Origin of the sequence: Flavobacterium sp. (genome assembly GCF_004211145.1) — a bacterium.
GTDB lineage: Bacteria > Bacteroidota > Bacteroidia > Flavobacteriales > Flavobacteriaceae > Flavobacterium.
Window position 1 is genome coordinate 40,390 of sequence record NZ_SEBS01000014.1, and the last position, 16,708, is coordinate 57,097.

11 protein-coding genes are annotated in these 16,708 nt (G+C 46.7%); 8 read left to right on the forward strand and 3 right to left on the reverse strand.

The annotated features are described in order from the left end of the window. Position 1: 1 nt before the first annotated feature. Genes EOO50_RS08600 through EOO50_RS08610 form a run of 3 tightly spaced genes read right to left on the reverse strand, consistent with a single transcriptional unit; the run spans position 2 to position 5,665 of the window. Complete coding sequence (locus tag EOO50_RS08600) at positions 2 to 1,069, reverse strand: SusE domain-containing protein (RefSeq protein WP_290839260.1); 1,068 nt, start codon at positions 1,067 to 1,069, stop codon at positions 2 to 4. 18 nt (positions 1,070 to 1,087) lie between these two features. Then, complete coding sequence (locus tag EOO50_RS08605; RefSeq protein ID WP_290839262.1) at positions 1,088 to 2,695, reverse strand: RagB/SusD family nutrient uptake outer membrane protein; 1,608 nt, start codon at positions 2,693 to 2,695, stop codon at positions 1,088 to 1,090. Positions 2,696 to 2,707: 12 nt separating this feature from the next. Beyond that, a complete protein-coding gene (locus EOO50_RS08610) occupies positions 2,708 to 5,665 on the reverse strand; it encodes a TonB-dependent receptor (RefSeq protein WP_290839267.1) in 2,958 nt (985 codons plus the stop codon). A gap of 228 nt (positions 5,666 to 5,893) precedes the next feature. On the opposite strand from EOO50_RS08610, the gene EOO50_RS08615 reads away from it, so the two are divergent. From EOO50_RS08615 to EOO50_RS08650, 8 genes are all read left to right on the forward strand, one after another. Continuing rightward, positions 5,894 to 6,937 carry a LacI family DNA-binding transcriptional regulator gene (locus tag EOO50_RS08615; protein WP_290839269.1) on the forward strand — a complete coding sequence of 348 codons (1,044 nt, stop codon included), beginning with the start codon at positions 5,894 to 5,896 and terminating at the stop codon, positions 6,935 to 6,937. Positions 6,938 to 7,280: 343 nt separating this feature from the next. Next, positions 7,281 to 8,795 (forward strand): MFS transporter, encoded by a 1,515-nt coding sequence (locus EOO50_RS08620; protein ID WP_290839272.1) that lies wholly within the window; start codon positions 7,281 to 7,283, stop codon positions 8,793 to 8,795. Then, a complete protein-coding gene (pgmB, locus tag EOO50_RS08625) occupies positions 8,792 to 9,448 on the forward strand; it encodes a beta-phosphoglucomutase (protein WP_290839274.1) in 657 nt (218 codons plus the stop codon). The genes EOO50_RS08620 and pgmB overlap by 4 nt, the downstream gene beginning before the upstream one ends. Before the next feature lie 293 nt (positions 9,449 to 9,741). Then, positions 9,742 to 12,042, forward strand: coding sequence for a glycoside hydrolase family 65 protein (locus tag EOO50_RS08630; protein WP_290839276.1), 2,301 nt, complete (start codon positions 9,742 to 9,744; stop codon positions 12,040 to 12,042). Between the two features lie 107 nt (positions 12,043 to 12,149). Then, positions 12,150 to 12,566 (forward strand): GxxExxY protein, encoded by a 417-nt coding sequence (locus EOO50_RS08635; RefSeq protein WP_290839278.1) that lies wholly within the window; start codon positions 12,150 to 12,152, stop codon positions 12,564 to 12,566. Between the two features lie 64 nt (positions 12,567 to 12,630). Continuing rightward, the gene (locus tag EOO50_RS08640) at positions 12,631 to 14,460 is read left to right on the forward strand and encodes a glycoside hydrolase family 13 protein (protein ID WP_290839280.1); all 1,830 of its coding nucleotides are present in this window, start codon (positions 12,631 to 12,633) and stop codon (positions 14,458 to 14,460) included. Between the two features lie 331 nt (positions 14,461 to 14,791). Next, complete coding sequence (locus tag EOO50_RS08645) at positions 14,792 to 16,417, forward strand: alpha-amylase family glycosyl hydrolase (protein ID WP_290839331.1); 1,626 nt, start codon at positions 14,792 to 14,794, stop codon at positions 16,415 to 16,417. Positions 16,418 to 16,420: 3 nt separating this feature from the next. Then, positions 16,421 to 16,690, forward strand: a complete 270-nt coding sequence (locus EOO50_RS08650) for a hypothetical protein (RefSeq protein ID WP_290839283.1) — start codon at positions 16,421 to 16,423, stop codon at positions 16,688 to 16,690. Positions 16,691 to 16,708: the final 18 nt, after the last annotated feature.

The following is a 16,708-nucleotide window of genomic DNA, read 5'->3' on the forward strand; positions in this document are numbered from 1 at the left end:
ATTAGTTGAGTACAGCCGTGTAGCTGTAAGCTCTAGGGGTGCTGAGATCCAAAGTGATCGTGTATGTACCTGAAGTCGCGACGTCGATGTCCTGACCGCCGTAGTTCAACGAACCGTCCTGTCCGTCGTCACCAAAGTTAATGTCCCAGCCATCGTTGGCGCGGAATTTAATTTTTTGGCCACCAACCAACGGCATTACGATAGTCCACTTTTTAGTTCCCGCATCATATGTCATGTTGGTATCCGAATCCCATCCTGTTGGCGTGGCAGATCCGATGATTCCCCAAGACATCGCAGCAGCTGAATACGTCATCGCTTCAGTATCGGCTCTGATCAAATAGTAACCAGGAGCCGAAACAACGATGTTCGATTCACCTTCTTGAGCAAGCATTCCGGCGAAAGAACCGTCATCTCCGTAATCTCCGTCAAAACCTGTGTTTGTAGGAAGAAATTTGAATTCAGGTGCAGCAACGTTCATGTAAACGAAACCTTCGAAATTTGTGTCACCGTACTCAGGAGCCTGGATCACTGCACCGTCGGCAGGTGTCCAGTCTGATCCGTAACCTGAAGCCGCTTGGAAGTTACCCACGACATACATTTTCGGAGCCTCAGTAGTGTATGGCGTGATGCTCATTTCTACAGGCTCGCTGTACATAACTGAATCACCAACATAAGCTTTTACACGCACTTCGAAAGTTGCAGCCTCGAACGGCGTTGCGCCCAAACCTTGCAAAGCAGTATTCAACGTACTTGTCGATGCAGCCAATTGCAATGTTCCAGATGTAGTTCCAACTGTTTGCGGAGTATCGAAAGCATCTCCAAGGTAATCGATTTCTACAGCGTAGTTAGGAATGACTCCTTCGCCGAAATCAGCCGCCGTCCATACGAAACGCTCAGCAAGTACTTCCTGCGTGTCCGGATTAAGAACGTATACGTTACCTGCTTCAGGCGCGTTCAATACAGGAGCTGTTTTTCCTTCGACTACAGGTCTGTTCTCAACATCATCCTGCGTACACGACACTGCAAAGATAGCAAGCATCGCAATCATCATATTCTTCATTGTTTTCATTTGATATACTTTATAATATTAATAACCAGGGTTTTGTACTAGGGTTGGATTAGCTCCGATTGCGTTTGCAGGGATTGGGAAAATCTTTCTGAAGCTAGGAGTCGGCGATCCTGATGGAGTATTGCCTTTCCATGGCCACAAATAAGCACCTCCGGTGAACTTATTGAAACGGATAAGGTCGGTACGACGATGGCCTTCCCAGTGCAATTCTCTTGCTCTTTCGTCAATAAGGAAATCTAGTGTAAGGTTGCTTACGTTGTTCGAGCTGTTCCCGAAAGCGCGTTCGCGAACATCGTTCACGTAACCTACTGCGCCCGTAATGTCAGTTCCGGTACGAACGGCACATTCTGCATACATAAGGTAAGCATCGGCCAAACGGAACATGATAAAGTCAGTATCCGGGAAATCTCCCGCTGCATCTGAACCGGCATTTCCAGTCGAAGTCACGTTGCGGAACTTTTCGATGGCATATCCTTCAGTAAACTGAGCCACATCACTAATAACCAATGATTGACCATCAGTATGGAAGTTTGAACGCGTATCCGAATCAGCTGTCGCGTTCGGGAATTTCCCTACGAAAGCCGACGTCGTGCGGACACCGCCCCAACCACCGTTGACACCGAATTCTGAAGCGGTCATTGAACCTCCAACCGGAGCGTGTACCAAGAATGTAGTACCACCGTACGTTTTTGTATTCAAACCGTCGTAAGCAACAGCGAAAATATTTTCGTTTTGCGCCCCGTTCGTATCATTGTCGGCAAGGAAAAGATAGTTGTAGTTCGATACCAAAGAATAACCTGCAGACAGGATGTTGCTTATGATCGGCATAGCTTCAGCGTACTTTTCAGTTCCGATGTATTGCTTCGCGTTCATGTACAACTTCGCTCTCAACATCCAAGCAGCGCCCTGATCGGCACGCGGGTACTCATTTGTACGTGGTGCTTTAAGGTCGGCATCGATAGCAATAAGTTCCGAATCGATGTAATCGTACATCACCTGAGACGTAACCTGCTCAGGAAGAAAGTAAGATGTTGGCGACTCTTCAGTAACCAAACCTACACGACCTCCGAACAAATCAAGGAAATGCCAGTAGCTCAACGCTCTCAAGAAACGAGCTTCAGCGCGGTACGTAGCGATTTCAGCAAGCAAAGCCGCGTCGGTCACGCCACGTCCTGCAAGTTTCTCGTCGGTTGTCTGACGAAGGAATTCGTTACAGTTTTTTACCTGATAATCAAGACGCGAAAAAGTTGCGTTGATGAAACCGTCGGCTGCACCCCATGTCTGGTAATGGAAATCTTTGATCGTGTTGTCGTTCCAAGCGATGATCGCCTCGTCCGTCGTAAGTTCCTGCATCAACCAATATCCGCGGATGTATTGGCTCGCGCCTTCATCGATACCTTGGATATCCGGCGTTCCCGCAGGTCCTTGTTGCCCGGTAGTTGCCAATCCCGCGTACAACTTGGCAAGAGTTTGCCTGTAAGCTGCGGGATCCCTGTACAATTCGTCTACCGAAGGTGTTCCTTCGCTTGCCGGATTGGATTGGTCAAGATCATCCAGGCAGGAAGTCAATGAAAGCGAAAGGAGCAATACTCCGACTTTCATCATGTTTAAACCAATTTTTTTCATATCACAATTTTATTAGAAATTAATATTCAGACCCAAAGTGTATGTTCTTGGGCGTGGGTAAAGATTATTGTCAACACCGTTTTGTACCTCAGGATCGATTCCTTTGTAACCGGTGATGAGTAACACATTTTGGACAGCACCTGTCAAACGCATCGTGCTTCCTTTGTCGAACACATCTTTAAATGTGTAACCAAGCGTCACGTTATCCCACTTCACGTATGAAGCGTCCTTGATGTAAAAATCCGATTGGTACTGTGGCTGAGGGAAATTCGTTGTCGCAGCCTCAGGCGTAGCGTTCACGAGATAGTTTCCGTTACCTGGAAGTACTGAAAGATTTCCACGCTGTGAGTTTACGTTGTCGTATACGTAATTCCCTGTCGCCCCACGGAAACTTGATGAGAACCACCAGTTACCGAATGTCACGTCAGTGTTGAAACCGAAATAAACGTCGGCGGCCGGCTTGTGGAAACGATATTTGTCATCGCTGTTCACGATTCCGTCTCCGTTGCGGTCAACGAATTGGTTGTAGATTGGAGAACCGTCAACATCGTACGCTTGCTCAAATACATAGAAAGATGCAGGAGCGTAACCGACTTGGTGATTCTGGATGAATGTTCCTGTTCCACCGGCAACAGTCGTAAGATCGTAACCATCGAATGAAGGAACCGGAGAATTACTCAAACTTGTAATTTCAGAAGTCTGGAACGTAACGTTACCTCCAACTCTCCATGAAACTTTCTCGTTACGTACCGGATACAGATCCAACGCTACCTCGACACCTTTATTTTCAAGGCTTCCAATGTTATAGAACGCGTAGTTCGTAAAGTTTACCCCTTGTGGGTTTTGAGCGAAAAGCAACAAATCCTTTGTTCTTCTGCGGTAAGCACTAACTTCACCCGTGATACGATTGTTGAAGAATCCGAAATCGGCACCGACGTTGATCGTTTCAGTTTCTTCCCATTTCAAGTCAGAGTTATATGCCTGCGGGCTGAATGTTTCAACAAAAACCGGGTTTCCGCTTGCGTCATATCCCAGTTGATACGCCGCTCCTGCGAAAGATTGCAGATACAATGGGTACGACGGATAGCGTGATCCTGTATCCTGTTGGCCTGTAATACCCCAGCTCGCACGCAATTTGAATTCGCTCACATATTTGCTTTCCTTAAGGAAATTTTCATTGCTCACACGCCATGCGGCAGATGCAGCCGGGAAATAACCCCAACGATTATCTTCCGTGAAACGAGATGAACCATCGGCGCGGATCGAACCGTTAAGGATGTATTTTTCAGCGATCGTGAAACTCGCTCTTCCAAAGAAAGATTGAAGGTTCAAACGCTCACCGATGTTACTCGTAATGTTGGTTACGCTACTTGCAGCATCAAAATTTGTGTAGTACTGAGAATAACGGAAATCCTGATAGTTGTAACCCGCCGTGAAATCAAGATTCGAATCGATCGCCTCGAAATTCTTGTTGTAGTTGAAATACAAATCCATAAGGATATTTTTGTTTTCCTGACGGCTATCGTATGTATCTCCGGCTTCACCTGTTACGATGTAATCGGCGTCAGTACTTCCATAACCTCTACCCGAAGCGTAATCGTAACCGACATTGGCAACAAGTTTCAAGGCTTCAAAACCGTGAATCTTGTACTCAAGTTGTGCGTTTCCTATGCTACGGAACTGGTTACCGAAGTTGTGCTTCTGCTCCAACATGGAAACCGGGTTGCGGTTAGCATTCGATTCGAACGTTCCACCTGTATTCAACCATTGGAAATAACCTCCGAAGTTATCGTTACCTGAAAGAATCGTTTGAGTCGGGTCAAAACTTACCGCTGCACCGATAGCGTCGCGGTTACTGTAGTTGTTGTGGATGACAGCCGATTTATTGTTGACTTCAACACGCAAGTGGTTGTCGAAGAAATTCCCGATCAAACTCAAGCCCAACGTACTACGTTCGAAATTATCATGTTTAAGGATACCATTCATATTCGTGTATCCAAGAGACGCGCGATATGTGATGTTGTCTTTACCACCGCCCAATGAAATGTTATGGTCGGTTCCGTAAGCGGTACGGAAAATTTCTTTCTGCCAGTCAGTGTTCGAAGCACCCAACAACGAAATTTGTGTTGGATTACCGTATTGGTTCACGAAATCACGGAACTGGTTCGCTCCCATTACATTTACGTATTCTGAAACCTCACTTACCTGGAAGTTACCATTGTACTCGACTTTCATTTCACCAGACTTTCCTCGTTTTGTCGTGATGATGATAACTCCATTCGATGCACGTGAACCGTAAATCGCAGTCGCGGCCGCATCTTTCAGGATAGTCATACTCGCGATATCGTTCTGGTTGATGTTGGCAAGCGGGCTACGTCCACCTTGGACACCACCGCCTCCTGCATCTACCGCAACTCCATCTATAATATAAAGAGGATCATTGTTACCGTTGATTGAAGAACCGCTACGGATTCTCACGATCGAACCTTCACCTGGAGCACCGCCACCATTCGTGACCTGAACCCCGGCTACACGGCCCTGGATCAATTGTTCAGCAGCAACCACAGGACCTTTTTGGAAATCCTTTGCCGTAACAGTCGTTACCGCTGTTGAAGCGTCCTTTTTCTTTACCGTACCGTAACCTACCTGTACCACAACTTCCTGCAATTGGTTAGCATCTTCCTCCATACTTACGGATAAAGTCGCTTGAGAGTTGTAATCCATGATAAGATCTTTGAATCCGATATAAGAAAATACGATTTTATCGCCTTTCTTTACATTATTCAAAGAGTACTTACCGTCGAAATCGGTAGATGTACCGTTAGTGGTACCTTGAACTACTACGTTTACCCCTGGCAACGGTTGACCTGTCGATTTTTCGGTCACCGTTCCCGTCAATGTTCCTTGTGCAAGAACACTAAAAGGCAAAAACAGTAGGAAAATGAACAACTTTTTGTAAATTGTTTTCATACATTTTGTTTGAGTTAAAAAAATAGGTTTGTTTAGCTTATACTCTACTTCGAATGTTAAAATTAAGTAAAATTTCATACGATTTCGTAGAACCCTACCAGAAACCCTTGCGCAAACGTTTTCGTGTTGAAAACTTTCCTTTAATCACAGGAATTACAAGGCATTATTGATGAATTTCAAAAACCGAACACTATAATTTTCGAATACTAAAATTTCCAATTTCTTAACATGAAAAGAAAGATCACTTTAAAGCAAATCGCAAAAGAACTCGATGTATCCATTTCGACGGTCTCAAAATCACTTCGGGACAGTCCCGAAATATCTGAAGATACCCGATTGAAAGTCCAAGCGTTTGCAAAACTCTACAATTACAAGCCTAACAATATTGCACTTAGCCTCAAAAACCGAAAGACGAAAACAATCGCGATCATTATCCCTGAAATCGTCCACCATTTTTTCGCGACGGTCATCAGCGGCATCGAACAAGTTGCGAACGAGAGCGGATATAACGTAATCATTTGCCTGTCGGACGAATCGTTCGACAAAGAGGTCATCAATATGGAAATGCTCGCCAACGGATCGATCGACGGTTTCATCATGTCACTTTCGAAAGAAACGCAGTCCAAAGGCGATTTCCACCATATCATCGAAGTCATCAACCAGGGAATGCCCGTCGTGATGTTCGACCGCGTGACCAACGATATCTTGTGCGACAAAGTCATCATCGACGACAACCGCGCGGCCTTCGAATCGATCGAACGGCTGATCAACAACGGTTTCAAGAAAATCGCGTTGATCACGACGGTCGATTACGTAAGCGTCGGAAAATTGCGTACCGAAGGTTATTCGAGAGCCTTGCGCGCCAACGACCGAGACGTGAACGAGAAACTGATCCTGCGCATCGAAGACATCGACAACTGCGCCGAACCGATCGAGAAATTCATATCCGAGACCAAGCCCGATGCGGTTTTCGCCGTAAACGAACTGTTCGCCGTGACCGCGATAAAGGCCGCGAAAAAAATCGGATTGCATGTTCCTGAAGACATTTCCATCATCGGATTCACTGACGGCATCATCTCAAAATATTCCTCGCCGAGCATCACGACGGTTTCACAGGACGGCATCGAAATGGGCGGAAAAGCCGCGAAAATGCTCATCCAACGTTTGGAATCAGAAGACGAGGAAGAAGAAGAACACTATAAAACCGAGGTTGTCGAGACGCATCTTGTGGAACGGGAATCGACGCGGGCGTTGAAGAAGGGGAATTTTTGATCTAAGATTTATAGATCTCAGATTTACAGATTTACAGATGTCGGATTCGGAGATTGACAGACCAACGACTTTGTCGAGATTGACGATTCGTTCAAACCGGACGATTCTGCAAATCTGTCAATCTGTAAATCTGAGATCTGTCAATCCAAAACCTGTCCATCCATTTCCAAAGTTTTCAACACGAAAACGTTAACGTAACCCTTCAAACCGCAAATTTCTCATTTCCAAAACCCATTTTCAAATTAAACGCTATATTTGACGCGATTATCAAGCTTGTACTTTACTTCGACCCACAAGTTTTTGATAAGCATCGCGCTTATCGTACCTATTTTAAATTACGATAATGGAAAAGCGTAGGTTAAGTTTCTGGGAGATTTGGAACATGAGTTTCGGATTTCTTGGGATACAATTCGGATTCGCCCTTCAAAATGCCAACACATCGCGCATTTTTGAAACCTTGGGCGCCAAAGTAGATGAAATTCCCATTTTATGGATTGCCGCTCCGGTTTCGGGCTTGATCATTCAGCCGATCATCGGATATTTCAGCGACCGAACCTGGACAAGACTCGGCCGACGTCGACCGTATTTCCTGGTCGGGGCGATACTGTCGTCGATCGCGCTTTTCATCATGCCGAATTCCCCTACGCTTTGGATTGCCGCGGGAACGCTATGGATCATGGACGCCTCGATCAACATTTCGATGGAACCGTTCCGCGCATTCGTGGGCGATAATTTACCCGCGAGCCAGCGGACACAGGGTTTTGCGATGCAGAGTTTCTTTATCGGAACAGGCGCCGTCGTAGGATCGTTGTTGCCGTATCTGTTCGCGAACGTGTTCGACATTTCTAACACCGCGCCTCCGGGAATCATTCCCGATTCGGTGAAATGGTCGTTCTACATCGGCGGGATCGTGTTTCTGCTCGCCGTACTTTGGACGGTTTTCAACACCAAGGAATACCTGCCTGAAGAATTGCACGCGTTCGAGGAGCAAGAACGAAAAATGCTCGGCAACGTCGAGATCGAAGATTACGAAACCAGCGCGAACCGAAGTAAACAATTCCGAGTCGGCGCGCTCATGACAGCCATCGGCGCTTCGGCAACGGCCTATATCTATGAAGTCGGACTGACCAAGGAACTCTACATCTTATTCGTGGGATTGATCGTGATCGGAACGTTGTTCATGATTACGTCGCTACTTCGGAAAAATCAGGTCCGAAACGGATTCACGATCATTTTGACCGACATGCTCAACATGCCGACCACGATGAAAAAACTCGCATTGGTCCAGTTTTTCTCATGGTTCGCATTGTTTTCGATGTGGATTTACACGACCCAGGCCGTAACAGGACATGTTTTCGGCACGTCGGACACTACCTCGAAACTCTACAACGACGCCGCCGATTGGGTTCCCGTTCTCTTTACCGTTTACAATGGCGTCGCGGCTTTGGTGGCCTTCCTGCTTCCGGTTCTGGCCAAACGCTTCGGCATCCGAATCACACATTTGCTCGCACTCGCGGCCGGTGGCATCGGATTGATCTCTATTTTCTTCATCAAATCGAAAATGCTGCTGTTGCTTCCGATGGTTGGCGTCGGGATCGCATGGGCAAGTATCTTGTCGATGCCGTTCGCGTTGCTTTCGGGATCGTTGCCTGCAGCGAAAATGGGCTATTACATGGGTGTTTTCAACTTTTTTGTGGTCATTCCGCAAATCGTGGCCGCAACCATTCTTGGCTTTATCGTAAAACAATTCTTTAACGACGAACCGATTTACGCGTTGATCATCGGAGGTATTTCGATGATCATCTCAGGGTTCCTTACACTCCGTGTCAGTGAAGGCACGAAAATTACAGTAGAATGAGTAAAAAAGCATTCATATTCGACCTCGACGGCGTAATCGTAGACACGGCCAAATACCATTTTTTGGCGTGGCAGAAAATCGCCGATTCGCTTGGGATCGAATTCACACCTGAACACAACGAACGATTGAAAGGCGTGAGCCGCGTGCGTTCGCTTGACATTATCCTTGAACTCGGCAACGTCGAGCCGCCACAATCGGACAAGGACATTTGGCTCAAACAAAAGAACGAAGACTATCTGTCGTACATCGAAAACATGGACCGAAGCGAAATCCTTCCAGGCGTCATGCATGTATTGAAGTTTCTGAAAGACAACGGACAACCGATCGCATTGGGTTCGGCGAGCAAGAATGCACGCCCGATCCTCGAGAAAACAGGAATTCTTAGTTTTTTCGATGTGATCGTCGACGGAAACGACGTGACGAACGCCAAACCCGATCCTGAAGTATTTATACGTGCGGCCCAACAACTCGGCATCTCGAACGAAGATTCCATCGTGTTCGAAGATTCGTTCGCGGGAATCGAAGCGGCGAATATCGCGGGCATGACGAGTGTCGGCATCGGAGATGAGACTATTCTCGACAAGGCGCAGTATATCTTTCCGGATTTCGTGCATATTGATTTGAGTTTCATTGATACGTTAATTAATAAGTAGACGAAAGACGAAAGACGAATGACGAAAGACGAATGACGAATGACAAATGAGAAATGACTAAGGACTGAGGACTAGCGTTTTCTTTAGACCAAATCAAGTTTTACATCCGAATTTGACCATTGAGGAAAAATTTAAACCGATTCGAAAGTCCTTCGACATTAGTCGTTAGTCTTTCGTCAAAAAAATCATCAATCACAATCATCAAAAAAATCATAAACCCGAAAGCAAGCCAAATGCGACGCGACCTCTCGTTCGACTTTTGACTTTTGACTTTCGACTTAAAAAAAAAGACAATGCATCAGGATTATATCAAACCAAATAATTGGTCCATCATCGAAGAAGGTTTCGACGCCGAAAGGGTAAAATCGTCCGAAAGCCTATTCAGCATCGGAAACGGCGCCATGGGCCAACGCGCGAATTTTGAGGAAAAATACTCTGGAAAAACGTTTCAGGGCAGTTATATCGGCGGTGTTTATTACCCCGACAAGACAAAAGTGGGCTGGTGGAAAAACGGTTATCCGGAATATTTCGCCAAGGTGTTGAACGCGCCGAATTGGATCGGGATCGACATCGAGGTCAGCGGTGAAGCGCTCGATCTGAACGCGGTTTCGGTCCGCGATTTCAAGCGCGAGCTCAATATGAAAGAAGGTTGGTATAACCGATCTTTCGCAGCGACGTTGCAGAACGGAACCGAGATTTCAGTCAACGTGCGCCGCTTCATGTGCATGGAACTCGACGAGGCCGGCATCATCAATTACGAAATCACGCCTGTCAATAAGGACGCGACGATCGTGTTCAAACCGTACGTCGATGCGGGCGTCCACAACGAAGACGCGAACTGGGAGGAGAAATTCTGGGAACCGCTTGGCGTCGAACACAACGAGAACAAGGCATTCGTGACGGCGCGTACGTTCAAGACGCATTTCACGGCGACGACTTTCATGCAGAGCAGCATTCTCGTCGGTGGGAAAAACTTGGAAATAACGCCTGAGAATACTGAGAAATCGAACGAAAAGGTTCAGTTTACGTATTCGGTGAATGTGGCGAAAGGCCAGACATCGGCGATCCATAAAATCGGCGGTTATACGGTTTCGATGAACCACGAGAATACGGTTAAGGCTGCAAATGACGTGATTGATTCGGCTGTCGGAAAAGGCTATGCCGGATTACTTATCGAACAACAGAACGCCTGGGCAAAAGTTTGGGAAATGAGCGATATCACGATCGACGGAGACGTGAAAGCGCAACAAGGCATCCGATTCAATATTTTCCAGTTGAACCAGACATATTCGGGTAAGGATTCGCGCCTTAACATCGGACCGAAAGGATTCACAGGCGAAAAATACGGCGGCTCGACCTATTGGGATACCGAGGCGTACTGCATTCCGTTCTACATGGCGACGAAAGACCAACAAGTGGCGAAAAACCTGCTTGTTTATCGATACAACCAATTGGACAAGGCGATTGAAAACGCGGCCAAACTCGGGTTTACGAATGGCGCGGCTTTGTATCCGATGGTGACGATGAACGGAGAGGAATGCCACAACGAATGGGAAATCACGTTCGAGGAAATCCACCGAAACGGTGCGATCGCATTCGCCATTTTCAACTATTACCGATTCACGGGCGACTACTCGTACATTCCTGAAAAAGGCCTCGAAGTCCTGATCGCGATCGCGCGTTTCTGGCACCAACGATCGACTTGGTCAACCAACAAAAACCAATACGTGATCTTGGGAGTTACGGGTCCGAACGAATACGAAAACAACGTCAACAATAACTTCTACACGAACTATCTCGCGAAATGGTGTATCGATTATGCCGTCGGGCAATTGGAGAAAGTGTCGCTCGATTATGCGTCGGATTATGAAAGGATTTTGGGCAAGACGAATTTGACTTTGAATGAGATTTCGAAGTGGAAAGATGTCGCCGATAAGATGTATTTCCCGTATTCGGAAGAAGATCAGGTGTATTTGCAACAAGACGGCTTCCTCGATAAAGAGCTCGTGAAGGTGTCGGATCTCGACAAATCACAACGCCCAATAAACCAAAAATGGTCTTGGGATCGCATCCTGCGTTCGCCTTACATCAAACAAGCCGATACGCTTCAAGGATTTTATTTCTTCGAGGATCACTTTACGACCGAAGAATTGGAGCGTCATTTCGATTTCTACGAGCCGTATACCGTTCATGAAAGTTCGCTTTCGCCTTGCGTCCACTCGATCCAGGCGGCTGTTTTGGGCAAGATGGAAATGGCCTACACATTCTACTTGCGCACGTCGCGCCTCGACCTTGACGACTATAACAAGGAAGTCGAGGAAGGCTGCCACATCACGTCGATGGCGGGAACCTGGATGAGCATCGTGGAAGGTTTCGGCGGCATGCGCGTGAAGGAAGACAAGTTGCATTTTTCACCGCGTATCCCGAAGGAATGGGAAGGTTATTCGTTTAAGATCAACTTTAGGAACCAGGTTTTGAAAGTATCGGTCCAGGCCAACCAGACGAGTTTTTCTTTGGAAGGCGGTGAGGAAATTACTGTTTTCGTGAATGGTAAGGAAGTTACTGTTGAGCCGAATGGACTTGTCACAGTTTAGATAATTTTTTTTGACAATTAAGATAGTTAAGGTTAGTTAAGAAGCTAGCGTTAACTATCTTAGTTTTTTTTCACTTTATACACGCCACATGAAAAAATTTATACGCCATGATAACGAAAACAGAAATTACGAGATTATCGTTTGAGATTATTGGATGCGCCATCAAGGTTCACAAAAATCTTGGTCCCGGACTATTGGAAAGCATTTACGAAAAATGCTTGAAGTACGAACTTGAACAAGCTGGATTTCAGACGAAACAGCAAATAACAACGCCGATAAAATACGGCACACTTTCATTTGACTGCGATTTACGGGTCGACCTTTTCGTTAATGATCTCATCGTTATCGAATTAAAAGCCGTAGAAAGTGTTTTGCCAATACACGAAGCGCAACTTATCACCTATATGAAATTGCTGAATTCTCCTCAAGGTTTACTAATTAATTTCAACACGCTCAATATCACGCAATCATTTAAGCCCATACTAAACACGAAATACAATTTTTTCGAAAGAAAAAACCCTTAACTATCTCAACTATCTTAATTGTTGAAAATAATCTCAGACGCAATCCAAGTAAAACAATTTAAAAATGAAAAAACTTATTTTTTTATTCCTCACGTTTTCCATCGCGCAAGCCCAAATCCAAAAAACCGAACCTCCATTCTGGTATTCCAACATGAAAAACCCGGAACTCCAAATCATGTTCTACGGTAAAAACATCTCAAAACACTCTGTTTCCGTTTCCAACGACGTCGTAATTTCAAGCGTTCAAAAAACCGAAAACCCAAACTATCTTTTCGTAACGATCGACACCAAAAACATTCCCGCGTCCACGTTCACGTTCAGTTTCAAAGAAAAAGACAAAACCGCATTTACCCAAAAATACGAACTCAAACAACGCCGTAAAGATTCAGAGCTGCGCCAAGGCTTTGATTCGTCCGACATGGTTTATTTAATCATGCCCGACCGATTCGCGAACGGCAATCCGTCAAACGACAGCACGCCTGACACCAAAGAAAAATCCGATCGCAAAAACGACCACGGCCGCCACGGAGGCGACATCGCAGGCATCATCAACAACCTCGATTACATCCAATCGACCGGCGCGACCACGATCTGGAACACGCCGCTTTGCGAAGACAACCAGGAACGCGGTACGTATCACGGCTACGCCCAGACCGACGTCTATAAGATCGATCCGCGCTACGGGACGAATGACGAATATGTGAAATTGTCATCGGAACTCCACAAACGCAACATGAAACTCGTGCTCGATTACGTGACAAACCATTGGGGTTCCGAACATTGGATGCTTAAAGACATACCGACCTACGACTGGCTGCACCAATTCCCGGGTTACGCCCAAAGCAATTACCGAATGACGACGCAATTCGACCCGAACATGGCCGAAATCGACAAAAAATTCTGCGTCGACGGCTGGTTCGTAAAATCGATGCCCGACTTAAACCAAGCCAATCCGCTCGTCGTAAAATACTTGACCCAAAACGCGATCTGGTGGATCGAATACGCCGATTTGGACGGTTTCCGCGTTGATACCTATTCGTATTGCGATAAAGAAGGCATCGCGAAATGGACGAAAGCCATCACCGACGAATACCCGCATTTCAACATCGTCGGAGAAGTCTGGATGCACGACCAGGCGCAAATGGCGTACTGGCAAAAAGACTCGAAAATCGGGGCGATCCAAAGTTACAATTCGTATTTGCCGTCGGTCATGGATTTCACGCTGCACGATGCGATCGAAAGCGCGTTCAACGAACCTGACGCCGCTTGGGACAAAGGCATGATCAAGATGTACGACAATTTCGCGAACGACTTTTTGTACCCGAACATCAATTCGATTCTGGTGTTCGCCGAAAACCACGACACCCAACGTTTCAACCATCGCTACACCGATTTGGAGACGTACAAAATGGCAATGACGTTGATCGCGACAATCCGCGGGATCCCGCAGGTTTATTACGGTTCCGAGATCGGCATGGCGGGCGACAAAGGCAAAGGTGACGGCGACATCAGGCGTGATTTCCCGGGCGGATGGAACGGCGATGCGCACAGCGCATTCACGGCGTCGGGTCGAAACGAAACTGAAAAAGGTTACTTCGATTTCACGTCGAAACTCTTCAATTGGAGAAAAACCAAATCGGTCATCCACAACGGGAAAACGACCCAATACATTCCCGAGAACAATGTTTACGTGTATTTCCGATACGACGAAAAAGAAACCGTGATGGTCGTGATCAACAATTCGAACAAGCCGCAAACGTTCAAAACGGCGCGTTTCGCCGAAAGCATCAAAACTTTTACGTCAGGAACCGACGTGATTTCAGGAAAAACCGTCGACCTCAAGCAAGACATTTCAATCGAGCCGAAATCAACGTTCGTACTTGAACTAAAATAATTTTCAGCAGCTTTTCCTGCTTCCGCTATTAGCTTTTTCGGTTAACGCGGTTTTGCTATGGTTTGGGGCGGCTTCCTTCGGTCGCCGCCCCAAATCAAGCCAACCAGGCGTTTCCCTTCAAAAGGCTAACACGCTCAAGCAGGGCTAATTCGAAAACACCCGACGAAATAGTTGTAAAATCCAAATCGACGTCAGTTTCCATGGAAAATGCGTAATTTTTCACCGAAATTCAAAAATAGAACCGCGGGAGTTGCGCCTTACCTTGCGACCGCGGCAAATCAATATTCGCATGAGAACATTACTTTTCGCCGCCCTAACCGCTACATTATTTATGACGACAGCTACACAGGCGCAACCCGGTAAAGCTCCGGCTGCAAAACCCGAGAAGATTCCTTTCGTTTGGGAAGGCGCCAACTTATACTTCTTACTCGTCGATCGCTTCAACAACGGCAACCGCTCGAACGATGTTAATTTCGGACGCAACCAACCCGCGGGAAAACTGCGTGGTTTTGAAGGTGGCGATCTCAAAGGCATCACACAAAAAATAGAGGAAGGTTATTTCGACAAGCTCGGCATCAACGCGATCTGGCTCACGCCTATCGTCGAACAAATCCACGGCGGAACGGACGAAGGCCAAGGTTTGTCGTACGGTTTTCATGGTTATTGGACCAAAGACTGGACGCAGATCGACCCGAATTTCGGCACCGCGAAAGACTTGTCGGAACTCGTCGAAGTCGCGCACAGCCACAACATCAGGATTTTGCTCGACGCCGTGATCAACCACACCGGCCCGGTCACCGACAAAGATCCGGTTTGGCCGAACGATTGGGTTCGCACGGGTCCGCAATGCGATTACAAGACGTTCGATTCGACGACCGCTTGCACGCTCGTGAGCAATCTTCCCGATATCTTGACTGAAAGCGATCAAGAGGTCGCGCTTCCGCCGCATCTCATCGAAAAATGGAAAGCTGAAGGCCGATATGAACAGGAAATTGCTGAACTCGACGATTTTTTCAAACGCACGGGTTATCCGAGATCACCGCGTTTTTACATCATAAAATGGCTCACCGATTACGTTCGCGAATTCGGGATCGACGGTTATCGCGCCGACACCGTGAAGCACACGAACGAACAGGTTTGGGGCGAATTCAAGGCACAATGTAATTTCGCTTTCGCCGACTGGAAGGCAAAAAATCCTGAAAAAGTTCTCGACAACAACGACTTTTACACCGTTGCGGAAGTTTACGGATACGGAATCAGCGGCGGAAAAGAATACAATTTCGGCGACCGCAAAGTCGATTATTTCGACCACGGTTTCAACAGCATGATCAATTTCGAATTCCGTTGGGATGCTGAAAAAGACTACGAGACCATATTCGCGAAATACTCCGACAAACTCAACAACGACCTCGAAGGTTTCAGCGTGCTCAACTATCTGTCATCGCACGACGACGGAAATCCGTTCGATGCCAAACGCGCAAGAAGTTTCGAAAGCGGAACCAAATTGTTGCTTTCACCCGGGATCGCGCAAGTCTATTACGGAGACGAAACCGCGAGAGCGCTCGTTGTCGAAGGCGCTCAAGGCGATGCGAATTTGCGTTCGTTCATGAATTGGGACGTACTTTCCCAGGACGAGCAAACGCAAAAAATCCTCGAACACTGGCAAAAAATCGGGAAGTTCCGCAACCGACATGTCTCGATCGGGGCCGGAATCCACAAGAGAATTTCGGCGACGCCTTACGTGTTCAGCCGAGGTTTCGACAATGGAAAAATCAAAGACCGCGTCGTCATTGGGCTTGACTTGCCACAAGGCTTGAAAAAACTCAAGGTTTCGTCGGTATTTCAGGACGGAACAAAATTACACGACGCCTTTTCGGGCAAAGATACCGTCGTAAAATATGGTTTTGCCGAGGTCGATTCGACATTTGGAACCGTGTTGCTCGAGCTTAAAAAGTAAATTATGTTTCGGAAGATATTCGGGTATTTCCTGTTTTTGCCCGCGGCGTTCCTTACGCTTGCGATTTTGGTTTCGATCCCGAAAGTCGTCATGAGCATCGCCGACATTTTTAATTCCGACGACAGCGCGTACGCTTCGGGTTACGCATTCGGGTTGATCTTGGGCGATGTGCTCATCGGCCTGCTCGCGATCTATATTTGGAAAAAAGCGTTCAAATTCGTGAAGCGTGAACCGAAACGGGTTGAATCGATAGATGACATCGGAACGGAATAACCACGAACAAATACGGTC